The 16294-nt window shown below is 67.5% G+C and carries 12 protein-coding genes; 11 read left to right on the forward strand and 1 reads right to left on the reverse strand.

Features of this window, described 5'->3' with window-relative positions; genetic code table 11:
- Positions 1-29: 29 nt before the first annotated feature.
- Entirely contained in the window at positions 30-4664 is a 4635-nt protein-coding gene (locus KZC51_RS07405; RefSeq protein ID WP_247629354.1) for an ExeM/NucH family extracellular endonuclease, read from the forward strand.
- Positions 4665-4822: 158 nt separating this feature from the next.
- Here KZC51_RS07405 and KZC51_RS07410 read toward each other — a convergent pair whose 3' ends face one another.
- Positions 4823-5629, reverse strand: coding sequence for a DeoR/GlpR family DNA-binding transcription regulator (locus tag KZC51_RS07410; RefSeq protein WP_247629355.1), 807 nt, complete (start codon positions 5627-5629; stop codon positions 4823-4825).
- 234 nt (positions 5630-5863) lie between these two features.
- On the opposite strand from KZC51_RS07410, the gene KZC51_RS07415 reads away from it, so the two are divergent.
- The 10 genes from KZC51_RS07415 to KZC51_RS07460 all read left to right on the forward strand — a co-directional run bounded on the left by KZC51_RS07415 (position 5864) and on the right by KZC51_RS07460 (position 16293).
- Entirely contained in the window at positions 5864-7159 is a 1296-nt protein-coding gene (locus tag KZC51_RS07415; protein ID WP_247630607.1) for an ABC transporter substrate-binding protein, read from the forward strand.
- A gap of 79 nt (positions 7160-7238) precedes the next feature.
- Positions 7239-8162, forward strand: coding sequence for a carbohydrate ABC transporter permease (locus tag KZC51_RS07420; protein WP_247629356.1), 924 nt, complete (start codon positions 7239-7241; stop codon positions 8160-8162).
- A gap of 2 nt (positions 8163-8164) precedes the next feature.
- Positions 8165-9010, forward strand: coding sequence for a carbohydrate ABC transporter permease (locus KZC51_RS07425; RefSeq protein WP_247629357.1), 846 nt, complete (start codon positions 8165-8167; stop codon positions 9008-9010).
- Positions 9011-9057: 47 nt separating this feature from the next.
- The gene (locus KZC51_RS07430; RefSeq protein ID WP_247629358.1) at positions 9058-9921 is read left to right on the forward strand and encodes a ketose-bisphosphate aldolase; all 864 of its coding nucleotides are present in this window, start codon (positions 9058-9060) and stop codon (positions 9919-9921) included.
- A 36-nt stretch (positions 9922-9957) separates the two neighbouring features.
- Positions 9958-11166, forward strand: a complete 1209-nt coding sequence (locus tag KZC51_RS07435) for an ADP-dependent glucokinase/phosphofructokinase (protein WP_247629359.1) — start codon at positions 9958-9960, stop codon at positions 11164-11166.
- On the forward strand, positions 11163-12140 hold the full coding sequence (locus KZC51_RS07440; RefSeq protein WP_247629360.1) for a class I mannose-6-phosphate isomerase: 978 nt from the start codon (positions 11163-11165) through the stop codon (positions 12138-12140). The genes KZC51_RS07435 and KZC51_RS07440 overlap by 4 nt, the downstream gene beginning before the upstream one ends.
- 59 nt (positions 12141-12199) lie before the next feature.
- On the forward strand, positions 12200-12691 hold the full coding sequence (locus KZC51_RS07445; protein ID WP_247629361.1) for a DUF3817 domain-containing protein: 492 nt from the start codon (positions 12200-12202) through the stop codon (positions 12689-12691).
- Positions 12688-14274 (forward strand): glutamine-hydrolyzing GMP synthase, encoded by a 1587-nt coding sequence (gene guaA / locus KZC51_RS07450; protein WP_247629362.1) that lies wholly within the window; start codon positions 12688-12690, stop codon positions 14272-14274. The genes KZC51_RS07445 and guaA overlap by 4 nt, the downstream gene beginning before the upstream one ends.
- Positions 14275-14282: 8 nt before the next feature.
- The gene (locus tag KZC51_RS07455; protein WP_247629363.1) at positions 14283-15671 is read left to right on the forward strand and encodes a glycosyltransferase; all 1389 of its coding nucleotides are present in this window, start codon (positions 14283-14285) and stop codon (positions 15669-15671) included.
- 193 nt (positions 15672-15864) lie between these two features.
- Positions 15865-16293 carry a YciI family protein gene (locus KZC51_RS07460; RefSeq protein WP_247629364.1) on the forward strand — a complete coding sequence of 143 codons (429 nt, stop codon included), beginning with the start codon at positions 15865-15867 and terminating at the stop codon, positions 16291-16293.
- The last annotated feature ends 1 nt before the right edge of the window (position 16294 follow it).

Here is a 16294-nt window from a genome sequence, read left to right on the forward strand (position 1 = left end):
TCACACAACCGATCGAGGAGACAGCACCGATGATGTCCGCCCCACTCGATGAGAACCGCACGGTTCCCGTCCTGCATCGCACGCACAGGGGGCGCATCGGCGCTCTCGCCGTGACCTGCGTCGCCGCGCTGAGCTTCGGCTCGCTGACCGCCGTCCCCGCCTTCGCCGATCCCTCGGGCTCCGGCCTCGTGATCAACGAGGCCTACCTGTCCGGCGGGAGCGCCGGCGCCGCGTTCACGAACAAGTTCGTCGAACTGTACAACCCGACGAGCGCCCCGATCACGCTCGACGGCATGTCGTTGCAGTACCGATCGGCCACCGGCACGGGTAACTTCAACGGCGTCGCGCCTCTTACGGGTGTCGTCCCCGCCGGCGGCTATTACCTGGTGCAGGGCAACAGCAACGGCACGAACGGGGCTGCTCTGCCCACGCCGGATGCGGTCACCACCCTCACACCCAGTGGTACGAACGGAACGCTCGCGCTGGTCGAGGGCACGACGGCGGTCGCTCTCACGCCGGGTTCGGCGGCCGGCGCCGACGGCGTCATCGACCTGCTCGGCTACGGCACCTCGAACACCTTCGAGGGCGCTGCGGCCACCGCTCCGGCCGGGAACGCCGACGTCAAGTCGCTGAACCGCACGAACGGCGCCGACACCGATGACAACAAGGCGGACTTCTCGCTGTCGGCCACGATCACTCCGCAGAACTCCGGCGGCACCGACCCCGGTACCGACCCCGGCACCGATCCCGGTACCGAGCCGGCGACGGCGACGATCGCCGAGGTGCAGGGGACGACCGACGTCTCGCCGTTCGACGGCAAGACCGTCACCGTGCAGGGCGTCGTCACCGGCGACTACCGCACCGGCGGCTACAAGGGCATCTCGATCCAGACGCAGGGCTCCGGTGGTGCCACCGATGCTACTCCCGGTGCCTCCGACGGCATCTTCGTCTTCCTGAACGCACTCGCTCCGGCGCTGGAGATCGGCGATCTCGTCTCCGTCACCGGCACCGTGAGCGAGTACTTCGGTCAGACCCAGATCGCCCCCTCCGCGCTCAGCGGCATCTCGGTGGTGACCGCAGGCGTGGGCGTTCCCGAGGCGACCCCGCTGCCCGACACCGTGGTCGGCGCCGACCGTGAGCAGTACGAGAACATGCTCGTCGCTCCCACCGGCACCTACCGGCTCGCGTCGAGTCACCAGCTCTACAACTTCGGAACGCTCTGGCTGAACGCCGGTGACGACCTGAACGTCAAGAGCACAGAGACCACGCGCCCCGGCGACGATGCGGCGGCCATCGCTGCGGCCAACCGCGCGAACCGCATCTTCCTCGATGACGGGTGGTCCGTGCAGATCAACAACAACGCCCACACCGGCGAGCAGCCGTACTTCACGAAGGACGCGGTGGTCCGTAACGGCGACGTCGTCGACTTCAGCGACAGCGGCTACATCCTGCAGTGGGGCTTCGACGACTGGCGGCTGCAGCCGATCGTCCCGATCGACGACTCGGCCTCGGCAGATCTGAAGGCCGGATTCGAGGCGAGCAACCCGCGCACCGAGTCCGCGCCGGAGGTCGGCGGCGACGCGCAGGTCGCGTCGTTCAACGTCTACAACTACTTCACGACCCTGAAGTCCGAGAACTCGAACGCTCGTGGTGCGGCGAACGCAGCGCAGTTCGCGATCCAGAAGTCGAAGATCGTCGCGGCGATCAACGGACTCGACGCCGAGATCGTCTCGCTCATGGAGATCGAGAACTCGGTCAAGCTCGGAAAGCCCATCGACACCGCACTCGCGGACCTGGTCGACGGGCTGAACGACGCGGCCGGCAGCGAGGTCTGGGCCTACGTGCCCACTCCGGATGCGCTGAACGACGCGGCGACGACCGACTACATCACCAACGCGATCATCTACAAGAAGGACGCGGTCTCGCCGGTCGGCGAGAGCGCGACGGTCACGGATGAGACGGTCTGGGGCAACGCCCGCGAGCCGATCGCACAGGCGTTCGACATCGACGGTCGCGTCGTGAACGTGGTCGCGAACCACCTGAAGTCCAAGTCGCCGCCCACCGGTGCCGGCGCCGAGCCGGCCGACGGACAGGGCTTCTTCAACGCCGACCGCGTCGCGCAGGCCGAGGCCATCCTCGCGTTCACCGAGGAGCTGGAAGAGACCTCGGGTTCCAGCGACACCCTGCTCATCGGTGACTTCAACGCGTACAGCGAGGAAGACCCCATCGACGTCTTCACCTCGAACGGCTGGAGCGACCTCGTCGCCGACAAGACCGACGGCCAGTACACCTACTCGTTCGACGGTGAGCTCGGATCGCTCGACCACGTGATCGCCTCGCCCTCGCTGGCGTCGTCGATCACCGGAGCTGGCGTGTGGACCATCAACTCGCCCGAGTGGAGCGACCGCGGCTACGCGTTCGGCGCCGCGGAGGCCGGTACGCCGTTCCGCTCCAGCGACCACGACCCGATCATCGTCGGCGTCTCCTCGGAGATCCCGCCGGTGAGCATCGACGTCGTCACGATCAACGACTTCCACGGTCGGATCGAGGCGGATGGCGCCGCTGCGGGAGCAGCCGTCGTGGCTGGAGCAGTCAAGCAGTTCCGTGAGGAGAACCCGAACACGATCTTCGCCGGAGCCGGCGACCTGATCGGCGCCTCGACGTTCACCTCGTTCATCAACGACGACAACCCCACGATCGACGCGCTGAACGCGGCCGGGCTCGATGTGAGCGCCGCGGGCAACCACGAGTTCGACCAGGGCTGGGAGGACCTGCGCGACCGCGTGCAGGATCGCGCGGACTGGGAGTACATCTCCTCGAACGTGTTCCTCACCGAGACCGGGGAGCCTGCGCTCGCGCCTGCCTGGGTCAAGGAGCTCGACGGCGTGAAGGTCGGCTTCATCGGGGCCGTGACGGAGGACCTCGACTCGCTGGTGTCCCCGGAAGGCATCGCCGACCTCGAGGTGCGCAGCATCGTCGACTCCGTGAACGCGGTGGCCGATGACCTGCGCGACGGCGACGAGTCCAACGGCGAGGCGGATGTCATCATCCTGCTCGTGCACGAGGGGGCGTCGAGCGTGGAGCTGTCGAGCATCACGGAGGACTCTCCGCTGGGTGAGATCGTCTACGGCGTCGACCAGGACGTCGACGCGATCGTGTCGGCGCACACACACCTCGCGTACAACCACGTCATCGACGGCCGCCCGGTCGTCTCGGCGGGCCAGTACGGCGAGAACCTGGGTCTGATGAACCTCCAGGTCGACCCGAAGACGAAGGATCTGATCTCGATCACCAACGAGATCAAGCCCCTCACCTCCGCGGGCAAGCCGCTGTATCCCGCAGTGCCGGAGGTCGCGGACATCGTCGCGAAGGCGAAGGCCGAGGCCGACGTGCTCGGCGCGATCAAGGTCGGCGACATCTCGGCCGACTTCAATCGCGCACGTCAGAGTGACGGCAAGACGGAGAACCGGGGTGGCGAATCCACGATCGGCAACTTCGTGGCGGACGTGCAGCAGTGGTCCACCGGGGCGGACATCGCCCTGATGAACCCCGGCGGCATCCGCGCCAACCTCACGTACGCCTCGACCGGAGCATCCGACCCCGACGGCAACGTGACCTACCGCGAGGCCGCCACGGTGCAGCCGTTCGCCAACACGCTGGTGACGCTGACGCTCACGGGTGCGCAGCTGAAGAGTGTGCTGGAGGAGCAGTGGCAGCCGGCGGGCTCCGCGCGTCCGTTCCTCAAGCTCGGCGTCTCGAAAGGTCTGGTGTACACCTACGACCCCACGGCAGCGCAGGGCTCGCGCGTCACCTCGATCACTCTGAACGGCACGGCGATCGATCCGGCGGCGAACTACACGGTCGCCGCCAACTCCTTCCTCGCCGCCGGTGGAGACAACTTCTTCACCTTCAAGGAGGGCACGGGCAAGCGCGACACCGGGAAGATCGACCTGCAGTCGATGGTCGACTGGTTCGACGCGAACAAGACCGCTGCTCCCGACTACGCCCAGCGCGCGGTCGGTGTGACGGTCAGCCCGGCGGATGCCGACGGCTACAGCGCCGGTGACCAGGTGACGGTCGCCCTCTCCTCGCTGGCGTTCAGCGCAGGGGAGCCGGCTCCGGGAGCCGTGACGCTCTCGCTGGGCGACACGCAGCTCGCCACCGGAACGGTCGACCCTGCCGTGGTCGACACCACGGATGAAGGTGGGCGTGCGAGCCTGACGTTCACGGTGCCCTCGGGCGTCTTCGGCGAGCAGCAGCTCACCGTCGCGGTCGCCGGTACCGGGACCACGGTGCAGGTGCCGTTCACGATCGCCGGCGAAGAAGCGTTCGCAGGCACGATCGCGCTCGGCTCCACCAAGGTGACCGCGGGCAAGAAGCTGCAGATCACCGGCGAGGGCTACGTGCCGGGAGAGACCGTGACGATCGAGCTGCAGGCCAAGAAGGGCAAGCCGGTCGAGGTCGGCACCGTGCAGGTGGGTGCAGACGGGAAGTTCTCGACGTCGGTGACCGTGCCGAAGAGCGCTCCCTCTGGCAAGTACACCGTCTCGGCGGCTCAGGCCGATGGCGACGCGGCGACCGCCACGGTCACCGTGAACCGCGCCGGCGGCATCATCGGTGCGATCCTCGACTGGCTCTGGGATCTGCTGACCCGATGGTTCTGATGCCGTAGTCGGACACCACAAGAGGCCGCCGGGGGGATGACCCCGGCGGCCTCTGCCGTGTCCGATGGTCTCGAGAGTGCGGAGATCGGCGAGATCTCGGACCGGATCCGAGCATCCGGTCCTGGATGCGGCGGATCTCCGAGATTCGGCAGACCCCGCTACGGCGTGAGCACCTGCACGTCCGCCTGCGCGAGCGCCGCGGCGATGCGCGGAGGCGGGGGAGCGTCGGTGATGAGGTAGTCCGCGCGGTCGAGGTGCGCGATCTGGGCGAAGAAGCGCCGCCCGAGCTTCGAGGAGTCGGCGAGGATCGCGGTGCGCTCGGCGCGCTGCATCATCTCCGACATCATGGCGGCATCGCCGAGGTTCGACGCCGAGTACCCGGCCTCGTCGACCGCGCCGACTGCGATCAGCGCGAGGTCGCAGCGGATGTCGACCTCGGGGCCCCCGGGCGTCATGGTGAACGTCACGGGTCCCGTCGTGGCCTGGGTGATCGAGCGCACCGCGCCACCGAACACGTAGAGGTCGCGGAATGCCGAGGGGGCGATCTCCGCCGGGATGCGGAGGTTGTTGGTCGCGATCGTCAGGTCCTGGTGGTTGCGCAGAGCGCGGGTCACGGCGAGAGTCGTGGTGCCGGCGTTCATCATGATGACGGAGCCGTCCTCCACGAGACCAGCCGCGATGCGGGCGATCCTCTCCTTCTCCTCGGTCTGCACGCGCATGCGCACGTCGAGGCCGCGGTCTTTGAGGGGGCCGCTCGCCGCGCTGACCGCGCCGCCGTGCGTGCGCACGAGCACCCCTTCGCGATCGAGCTGGTCGAGGTCCCTGCGGATCGTGTCGATCGAGACCCCGAAGTGCTCGGCGAGGTCGCTGACCGTCACCTGTCCCGTCTGTTCGACGTAGGTGGCGAGATCTGCCTTCCTTCCCGCAGGGAGGCGACGTCGTTGTGCCGGTCCTGGAGCATCCATGCAGACATATTTAGCACATCATCGGGACAAACGCGGCATACATGCGCAGAAAACCGCAACTTGGTCACGGTTCGGCCACGACCACATGAAATCCGCGTGTTTACGGGCCTATGGCGACGCATGACAGCAGGAGAACCCCTTGACGTTTCCGCAGATGTCGGCATAACATGGCTCAAAACCGCATGAACAAGCATTGAAGCGCGTGATGCGGCACGATCTCGAAGAGGAGAAGTGATGATCACAGTGGGGCGAGGGCGACGCATTCTGAAGCTCGCCGGCGCAGCAACAGCAGCCGTGACGGTCCTGGCAGTGGCGGGGTGCTCGGCAGGCGGCAGCGGAACCGATGGATCCGATGGCGGAGACGTCACCATCGAGTTCGCACAGTGGTGGGAGCCCGAGCTGCCGGACGGCGAGTTCCGTGCGCTCATCGACGAATTCGAGGATGCCAACCCGGGCATCACCGTCAAACTGGTCAGCGGTCCGTACGCATCGACCAAGGAACAGCTCTTCGCCGGCGCAGCGTCCGGCACCATGCCCGATGTCGTCGGCCTCGACGGCGCCTGGGTGAACGACTTCGCGTCGCAGGGGACGATCGCCGACCTCAGCGCGCTCATGAAGGAGTACGACTACGACGACAGCGAGCTGGCCAGCCAGATCCAGGTCGACGGCAGCACATACATGATCCCGGTCGTCAACTTCGTGTACCCGATGTTCACGAATGACGACCTGCTCGCTCAGGCGGGCGTCGATGCACCTCCGGCCACCCGCAGCGAGTTCGCGGATGCCGCGGCGAAGGTCACCGCCCTCGGCGGCGACGTCTCCGGCTGGGTGCTCCCGCTGTCGCTCGAGGCGCCGAACGGGGTGCAGAACGACGTCATGTCGTGGGTCTGGGCCTCCGGCGGATCGATGCTCAAGGATGGCCAGCCCGACCTCACCAACGACGACGTCACCTCCGCGGTGGAGTACATCGGCGGTCTGTGGGACGACGGCGTCATCGCCTCCGGTTCGTTCACGATGAAGGAGCAGGACAAGGTCGAGGAGTTCACCAACGGCCGTGCCGGCATGATGATCGACTCGCTCGCGCACATCAACCTGATCCGTGAGACGAACCCCGACCTGAAGTTCTCGATCTCGGCGATCCCCGCCGAGGACGGCTACGACGGCGAACGCGGCATCCCCTACGCCTCATGGGGCATCGGCGTCGCCGAGAACTCCGAGCACAAGGAAGCGGCCTTCAAGCTGGTGTCGTTCCTGATGAGCGAGAAGACGAACTCCGAGCTCTCGACGATGGCGAAGGCCTTCCCGGGGAACTCGAAGTCGGTGCCGGACTTCGTGAACGACGACGAACTGTTCAAGACGGCGTTCGACATCTACCAGGCGGGATACCCGGCGAACGAGTTCACCGGTCTTCCCGTGGCCGAGGAGCTCATGCGTCAGCTCGGCGAGCAGCTGCAGTCCGCATTCGACGGACAGCAGACGATCCCCGACGCCCTCAAGAAGGCGCAAGCGTCGTGGGAAGCGGAGTTCTGAGCCTCCTCCTCCCCGCATGAACCGGGTGCCGCATCGCCAGCGTGGTGCGGCACCCACCAACCAAGGAGCCCGAGTTCCCATGACCATGAGAACGACCGACGACACCGAGGTGATCGTCACCGGAGTGGCACCGTCGCGCCGACGCCGGCAGCTGCGCAAGACCGCAGAGTCCTACGCCTTCCTCTCGCCCACGATGATCCTGCTCTTCGTGTTGATGATCGTGCCGATCGTCATGGTGATCGGGTACTCGTTCCAGGACAACGTCATCCTGAACAAGTCGCCCGAGTTCGTCGGGATCGCCAACTACGTCGAGATCCTCTCCGACCCGCGCTTCTGGAAGGCGACCGGCAACACGATCCTCTTCACGGTGGCGAGCGTGGTCGCGCACCTCATCCTCGGTCTCGGCTTCGCGATGATGCTCAACAGCCCGCTGCTCGGGCGCTTCTCGCGGTCGATCTTCCGGGCCCTCTACATCCTTCCGTGGCTGTTCACGGTCGCGGTCATCGCGGTCCTGTGGCGCATGCTGCTCGCGCCGAACGGCGTCGTCAACTTCCTGCTCAACACCGACATCGAATGGCTGGCGTCCCCGCAGCTCGCGCTGGGCACCATCATCTTCATCAACATCTGGGCGGGATACCCGTTCTTCATGGTGAGCCTGCTCGCCGGCCTGCAGGGTGTCCCCGCAGAACTGCATGAGGCGGCCACGGTCGACGGCGCCGGCAGCGTGCAGCGCTTCTGGAACGTCACCATCCCGCAGCTGCGTCCGATCATCGTGAGCCTGGTGCTGCTGGACCTGATCTGGACCTCCCAGCAGTTCGCCCTGATCTGGATGACGACGGGCGGTGGCCCGATCGACGTCACCGAGGTGCTCAGCACCTTCACCTACAAGTTGGCCTTCGCCAAATACGACTTCTCGCTCGCCGCGACCTCGGCCGTCCTCGTGCTGCTGATGTCGATGGTGCTCGCCGTGTTCTACGTCCGTCACCAGAAAGCGAGGGACTGATCATGGCTCTCACCGTCAGGAACCAACAGCGGGCGTCCAAGGCCGCCCTCACGATCGGGCTCATCATCGGCGCCGTCTTCGCCGCCGGCCCCGTGCTGTGGATGCTCTCGAGCTCCTTCAAGTCGAACACGCAGATCTTCGAGCTCCCGCCGCGGCTGGTGACCGACACCTTCTCGTTCGACGCGTATGTGGCGATCTTCACCAACCCCGAGACGATGCGGTTCTTCCTGAACAGCTATATCGTCGCCGGCTCGGTCACCATCCTCACCCTGATCGTGGCGATCCAGGCGGCCTACGCCTTCAGCCGCTTCGAGTTCCGGGGCAAGCGCATCCTGAACGTGGTGATCGTCAGCGTGCAGGCCGTCCCGCCCATCACGCTGCTGATCCCGTACTTCGGACTCATGGTCGCGCTGGGGCTCTACAACTCCTACGCGGGGCTGATCCTCACCTACATGGTGTTCACGCTGCCCTACGCGATCATCATGATGACCGGCTACTTCAACACCCTTCCGAAGGAGCTCGACGAGGCCGTCCGGGTGGACGGCGCAGGATCCATGACAGCGCTCTGGCGGATCCTCGTTCCGATCTCGGTACCCGGCATCGTCTCGGTCGGCATCTACACGTTCATGATCGCGTGGAACGAGTACCTGTTCGCGCTGACGCTGACGCGCACGATCGACATGCGCACGGTGCCGATCGGCATCCAGCTCCTCATGGGGCAGCACTCCTACGAGTGGAACCAGATCATGGCCATGAGCGTGCTCGGCTCGATCCCCGTGCTCATCCTCTTCCTCTTCTTCCAGCGGTACTTCATCAGCGGCCTCACCGCCGGATCCGTGAAGAGCTGACAACGTCCCGTCCCGGGCTCCGACCACCACGAAACAGGAGAAATCAAGTGCTCTACACCGGCAAATCCATCCTCGACGTCGCGAATGAGAACAACTTCGCCATCCCGGCGTTCAACATCAGCGACTGGGCGATGTTCAACGGCATCATCGACATCAGCGAGGAGCTGTCCGCACCGGTCATCATCGCGATCCACCCGGACGAGGTCTCGCACATCACGACCGACCTGATCGCCGCCATGCACTCCCGTGCGCACCGCGCCAGCGTCCCCGTGGCGATCCACTGGGATCACGGCGGTACCTACGAGCAGATGATCATGGCGATCAAGGCCGGATTCACCTCCGTGATGATCGACGCATCGCTGCTCCCCTTCGATGAGAACGTCGCCCTCACGCGCAAGGTCGTCGAAGCCGCGCACGCCGTCGGCATCCAGGTCGAGGGCGAGCTCGGAACCATCGGCGCGAACGACAGCTACGGGGAGTCCGGCGCCGCCGAGATCATCTACACGAACCCGGATGACGCGGTGCGCTTCGTGCAGGAGACCGGCGTCGACAGCCTCGCCATCGCGATCGGCACCTCGCACGGCCTGTACCCCGCGGAGAAGAACCCGGAGCTGCGCCACGACCTGCTCGAGCAGATCAAGGCCGCAGTCGGCATCCCGCTCGTGCTGCACGGCGGATCCTCGAACCCCGACTCCGAGCTGCGTCGTGCAGTGGAACTCGGTGTGAACAAGATCAACATCTCGAGCGACATCAAGGTCTCGTACCACAACCGCATGCGTGAGATCCTCGGCACCGACGAGCGTCTGCGTGAGCCGAACGCGATCCAGCCCGAGCCGATCGCCGCCATGAAGGTCACCGCGGCTGAGAAGATCAGACTGTTCGGCGCAGACGGCAAGGCCGACCTGTACTGACCGGTAGCGCGTTTCGAGGGTGAGGGCGATCGACGGATGATCGAAGTCGTGGACAGGCAGCTCGTGCTCGGGCTTGGCGGCACAGTCGACTACGAACTGCGGTGGGACTCCGCGGTGTTCGATCGGCTGGCGTTCGAGCACCGTGTGCGCCGGCACGAGCTGACCGCGTCGGCGCCGATCGTCGATGAGCGTTCGCTCCTGGTCGCCGTCCTCGCTCTCGTCGCGGCGGGGATCGGGGCGGAGAGGTTCGTCGCGTCGTCAGAGGTTGTCGAGGCGTTCACCTCCCACTTCGACTACGCGACGACCCTGGGCGGGACCGGAGTGCGGGCCGGTCTCGTGCTCGACAGCCTCGGCATCCCCAGCGTGCAGCATCTGGTGAGCATCGACGACAACGTGCGCCGGCTGCTACCGCCGAGGGTGTCCTTCGTGTCCTCTGCCACGAAGGACACCCTCGACCCGCACCTGATCGTGCAGTACCCCGTCGGCGCCCGTGTGCGGCTGCTGGACGGTGACATCATCTCGCCCAGCGCGAACCGGCTGATCTTCGCGAACGACCCCCCGAATCGCGAGATGCGTCTGGCACCCGCGCTGGGCGAGGTGCTCGGGACGGCCGGGGTGTTCCTGGTGTCGGGCTTCAACACCATGCAGGACCACGCACTGCTCGTGCAGCGGCTGGATGAGCTGCAGCAGGCCATGCGCGCACTGCCTGCCGACGCGCTGGTCTACTACGAGGATGCCGGCTTCTACACCCGCGCCTTCTCGGAGACCGTCCGGGCGCAACTGCTGCCGCGCATCGATGTGTACGGCATGAATGAGGACGAGCTGCAGGAGTACCTCGGCCGCACGGTCGACCTGCTCGACCCCGTCGACGTGACCCGCGCGCTCGCGGAGATCCGCGCCATCATCGCCGTCCCCGCCCTCGTCGTGCATACCCGATACTGGGCGCTCGCGGTGGGCCCGCACGCCGCCGCGCACCGCGCGGCATTGGAGAGCGCGGTACGCGTGTCCGCGACACGGTACCGCCTCGGAGACGGGTTCACCGCCGCGGACGCCGCGAAGACCGACGGCATGGATCGGCATCGTGGAGGAGCGGCGCTGGTCGCTGCGGTCGAGGACGCGGTGGCGGACGCCGTCGGCGTACCGGCGTTCTCGCTCGATGTCGAGACGCCCACGACGATCGGCCTCGGAGACACCTTCGTCGGCGGATTCCTCGCCGCGCACGCTCGGGATGGAGGACAGCGGTGAAGCCGATCGTCCTCGCATCGAACCGGCCACCGGAGCGCTTCTACCGGGGAGGAGCGGCGCTGTGCGCCTTCCGTGGCGAGTACGGCAGCCCGGCGCACGAGCCCGAGGACTGGGTCGCATCGACCACGACCGTCCGCGGTGAGGAATCGCTCGGCCTGACCACGCTCCCCGGCGGTCGCGTGCTGCGCGATGCGATCGAGGAGGACCCGACCGGCTGGCTCGGCGACGCCCACGCCCGGCGCTGGGGTGCGGACGCCCGGCTGCTCGTGAAGCTCCTGGACGCGGGGCAACGACTGCCGGTGCACGCGCACCCGCATGACGACTTCGCCGCGCGTCACCTCGGACGCGCGCACGGCAAGGCCGAGGCCTGGTACATCCTCGAGGGCGGCCCCGTGCACATCGGTCTGCGCGAGGAGGTCTCGCAGGAGGTCCTCGCCGACCTCGTCTCCCGCCAGGACGTCGACGCTCTCCTCGGTCTCTTGCACGAGATCCCGGTGCGGCCCGGCGATGTGGTGTGGGTGCCCGCCGGTGAGCTGCACGCGATCGGTGCCGGCGTGCTGCTGCTCGAGCTGCAGCAGCCGGAGGACCTGTCGATCCTGCTCGAGTGGGACGGCTTCGCGATCGACGGACCGGGGGAGGGCCACCTCGGATTGGGCTTCGACCTCGCGCTCACCGCTGTGACGACCACCGCGCGCAGTGCCGTCGAGATGGGAGCGCTCGTGCACGCTGCGCCCCCGTCCGGCTCGGTGCTCCCCCGAGCCGCCGACGAGTACTTCCGCCTGGAGCGGCTGCCCGTTCACGGTGCCGCCGCGATCGCGCCCGGCTTCTCGGTCGTGGTGGTCGTCCGAGGCGTCGCCGACCTCGGTGGTCTCGCGCTCGCCGCGGGAGCGACAGTGCTCGTCCCCGCCGCAGCGGGGCGCGTGCAGGTGAGCGGCGAAGCCGAACTGCTGATCGCCCGTCCTCCCGCGCCCTGAGCGGCGGCCGGGGCCGGGCGAAGGATCGAGCGTCGATCGGCGGCGGCTAGACTGGACCCATGCCCGAACCGAAAGTCGCCAGCTTTCCGGCGATCCGCGGTGCGCTGAAGTTCTACCAGATCGCGTCGATCATCACCGGAGTGATGCTGCTCCTGCTGGTCGCCGAGATGGTGCTGAAGTACACGCCGATCCACCTCGAGCTCTTCGCCGGAGGATCGGGTGGGCCGCTCTGGTTCGCGCCGGTCGTCGAAGGCCCCGAGGGACTCGAGTCGACGGGCGACGGTCTCAACCTGTCGCTGTTCATCCTCGTGGCCCACGGTTGGTTCTACGTCGTGTACCTCTTCGCGTGCTTCCGGATGTGGAGCCTCATGCGTTGGCCGTTCCTTCGCTTCATCCTGCTCGCGCTCGGTGGCGTCATCCCGCTGCTGTCCTTCATCATGGAGGCGATCGTCGCTCGCGACGTCAAGTCCTACCTCGCCACCAGGGAGGCCGCCGCCGCATCGACAGGCGCGGCGACCGACCCGAGAACCGCCCCGGAAGGTGTCCGTTGACCGAGCAGTCCGAGACCCAGCAGCGCCCCGCGCTCGTCGTCGACTTCGGCGCGCAGTACGCGCAGCTGATCGCCCGTCGTGTCCGCGAGGCGGGCGTCTACAGCGAGATCGTCCCGCACACCGCCACGGCGGAGGAGATCGCGGCGAAGAACCCGGTGGCCATCATCCTCTCCGGCGGACCTTCGTCGGTGTACGAGGAGGGCGCCCCGCGCCTGGACCCGGCGGTCTTCGACCTCGGCGTGCCCACGCTCGGCATCTGCTACGGATTCCAGTACATGGCGCAGACCCTCGGCGGCGAGGTCGCCAACACCGGTCTGCGCGAGTACGGCGCGACGGACGCTGTCATCACGGGTGACGGCGGAACCCTGCTGGGCGGTCAGCCCGTCGAGCAGAACGTCTGGATGAGCCACGGCGACCAGGTCGCCACGGCCCCCGAGGGCTTCGACGTGCTCGCGACGACGGATGCCACCAAGGTCGCGGCCTTCGCGAACGAGGAGCGCGGCTTCTACGGTGTGCAGTGGCACCCCGAGGTCAAGCACTCCGACCACGGCCAGCGCGTGATCGAGAACTTCCTGCACAAGGGTGCGGGACTCGCCTCCGACTGGAACAGCGGCAACGTGATCGCCGAGCAGATCGAGCGCATCCGCGAGCAGGTCGGAGATGCCCGCGTGATCTCGGCGCTCTCCGGAGGCGTCGACTCCGCGGTCTCCACGGCCCTCGTGCACAAGGCGATCGGCGATCAGCTCACCGCGGTGTTCGTCGACCACGGCCTGCTGCGCAAGGGCGAGCGCGAGCAGGTCGAGCAGGACTACGTCGAGTCCACCGGGGTGCGTCTGATCACGGTCGATGCAGCCGATACGTTCCTCGGTCACCTCCAGGGGGTGACCGACCCGGAGGAGAAGCGCAAGATCATCGGCCGCGAGTTCATCCGCGCGTTCGAGAAGGTGCAGCTCGACCTCGTCGCCGAGGCGAAGGCTTCGGGTGGCGCCCCGGTCAAGTTCCTCGTGCAGGGCACGCTGTACCCCGATGTCGTCGAGTCCGGCGGCGGTGCGGGCACGGCGAACATCAAGTCGCACCACAACGTGGGCGGGTTGCCGGATGACCTCGACTTCGAGCTGATCGAGCCGCTGCGCGCGCTGTTCAAGGATGAGGTGCGCGCGATCGGCCGCGAGCTCGGCATCCCCGAGGCCATCGTCGGCCGGCAGCCGTTTCCGGGGCCCGGCCTCGGCATCCGGATCATCGGTGAGGTCACCGCTGACCGTCTCGAGATCCTGCGTGAGGCCGACGCCATTGCCCGCGAAGAGCTGACGAAGGCCGGTCTCGACCAGGAGATCTGGCAGTGCCCGGTCGTGCTGCTCGCCGACGTGCGCTCGGTGGGTGTGCAGGGCGACGGCCGTACCTACGGCCACCCGATCGTGCTGCGCCCGGTGTCGAGCGAAGACGCCATGACCGCCGACTGGACGCGTCTGCCGTACGACGTGCTGTCGAAGATCTCCAACCGCATCACCAACGGGGTGCGTGACGTCAACCGCGTGGTGCTCGACGTCACGTCGAAGCCGCCGGGGACGATCGAGTGGGAGTAGGGAGCGCGATGCTCCCCGATGCGGCGCCGGTTCTCCCCGACGCCGAGTACCTCGTGCTGTCGAGCCGCCTGATCCCGGGGCTCGACGGCGGGTACACGATCGCCACGCTCGCGCGCGCCCGGCAACTCGCCGGCGCCGGTGTCGCAGACGGTGCCGGACCGCAGCTGCTGACGTTCGACCCGGGAACGCGCGAGGCTCATGCCGAGCACCGCGCGACGTTCCACCAGAGCGGCGCGCTCACCGACACCTCGCGCATGCGCAACCTGTTCGATGAGGCACGGGATCACGACGGCGGCGCGGCTGCCTGGCTGCGCGCGACCGCGGACCCCGCTCTCACCGCGCGCGACGGCGTCGAGTACCGCACCATCACGGACACGGCAGGGCGGCCGTTCGTCGCGCTCCCTGTCATCTCCGGCGACCCCGACTGGCACCTGAGTCGCGAGGCCGTGCAGATCTTCGACGCCGACGGCACTGCGGTCGGGGGAGTAGCAGGTTTCGGCGGTCTGTACCTGGCGTGGCTGCGGCACATCGCGGCCGGCCTGGGCGAGCGACCGATCGTGGTGATCTGCGAGTCGCGTCAGCTCGGCGAGCTCATCGCCTCGTGGGCGGACCCGCGCGTGCGCATCGTCCACACGATCCACACGATCCACCTCGAGGCGCCGTACACGGCAGACGCCCCGATGAACACGCTCTGGACCCGCTGGCTGGGTCTTGCCGATCGCTTCGACGCGGTCGTCTGGCCGACGGCGACCCAGCGCGACGACGTCGTGGCCCGTTTCGGCGCGAGCGCCCACCACGCGGTCGTCCCGAATCCGATCCCCGCCGTCACGCGGCGCGATGACCTGCGTGAGGACGGCCTCGTCGTCGTGCTCGGTCGGCTGGCACCGGGCAAGAGGGTGGACCAGGCGATCCGTGCTTTCCTGGCCGCGGATGTGCCGGGGACGCGCATGGAGATCTGGGGCGGGGGGGCGGAGCAGGACCGCCTCGCCGGCCTGATCGACGAGCTCGGCGCCTCCGACCGCGTCGTGCTCTCGGGGTACACCGATGACCCCGGTCGCGTGCTCGATCGTGCCGCGCTGGTGGTGACGGCGACGGCCTTCGAAGGACAGCCGCTGTCGATCGTCGAGGCGCTGCTGCACGGGGCGCCGGTCGTCTCGTACGACGCGCGTTACGGCATCCGCGACGTGCTGCAGCAGGGGGGCGGCGTGCTGGTGCCCGGTGGCGACGTGGATGCGCTCGGGGAAGCCCTGCGGCGTGTGCTCACGGACGACGAGCTCCGCGCCCGGTTGAGCGCGGAGGGTCCCGCCGTCGCTGCAGCGTGGAGTCCCGAGCGCTCGCTCGCCGCCCTCACCGCCGTGATCGCCGACGTCGTTCAGCGCCCCTCGCGTCGCGCCTGATCGGTCGCTCCCGGCTCCGGTCGCTCCTGGACCCGGTCGCTCCTGGGCCCGTCGAGCGCACTCTTCGCGACCGGAGGACCACTCGGAAGAGAATCTCCGGAAAAACTTATGAGGGATGTCGATCCCGGTCGTTTCCGTTCGACGTCTTTAGTGAGAGGGTCGACAGACGGCCCAGAGACCAAGGAGAAACCTCATGAAGTACATGCTGATCATGCGCTCGACCGACGAAGCCGTCGCTGCGTACAAGGAGATGCCGTTCGAGCAGGTCATCGAGGCCATGGGAAAGTACAACGAGTCCATGATCAAGGCCGGCGTCCTCGCCGCTGGTGAAGGGCTGACCGATGCGGCCGAGGGCTTCGTCGTCGACTTCAGCGCCGAGACACCTCTGATCACCGACGGCCCCTACGGCGAGACCAAGGAGCTGTTCAACGGCTTCTGGATCCTCGAGGTCTCCAGCCGCGAGGAGGCGGCGGAGTGGGCGAGTCGTGCCCCGCTCGGACCGGGTTCGTTCCTCGAGGTACGCCGCGTGACCGACATGTCGGACTTCCCGGCGGACAACGAGTGGATCCAGAAGGAAGCGGGCTGGCGCGAAGAAGAAGAAGCGCGTCGCGCTCAGCAGTGAG

The sequence above is a fragment of the Microbacterium croceum genome, assembly GCF_023091245.1.
In the GTDB taxonomy this organism is placed as follows: domain Bacteria; phylum Actinomycetota; class Actinomycetes; order Actinomycetales; family Microbacteriaceae; genus Microbacterium; species Microbacterium croceum.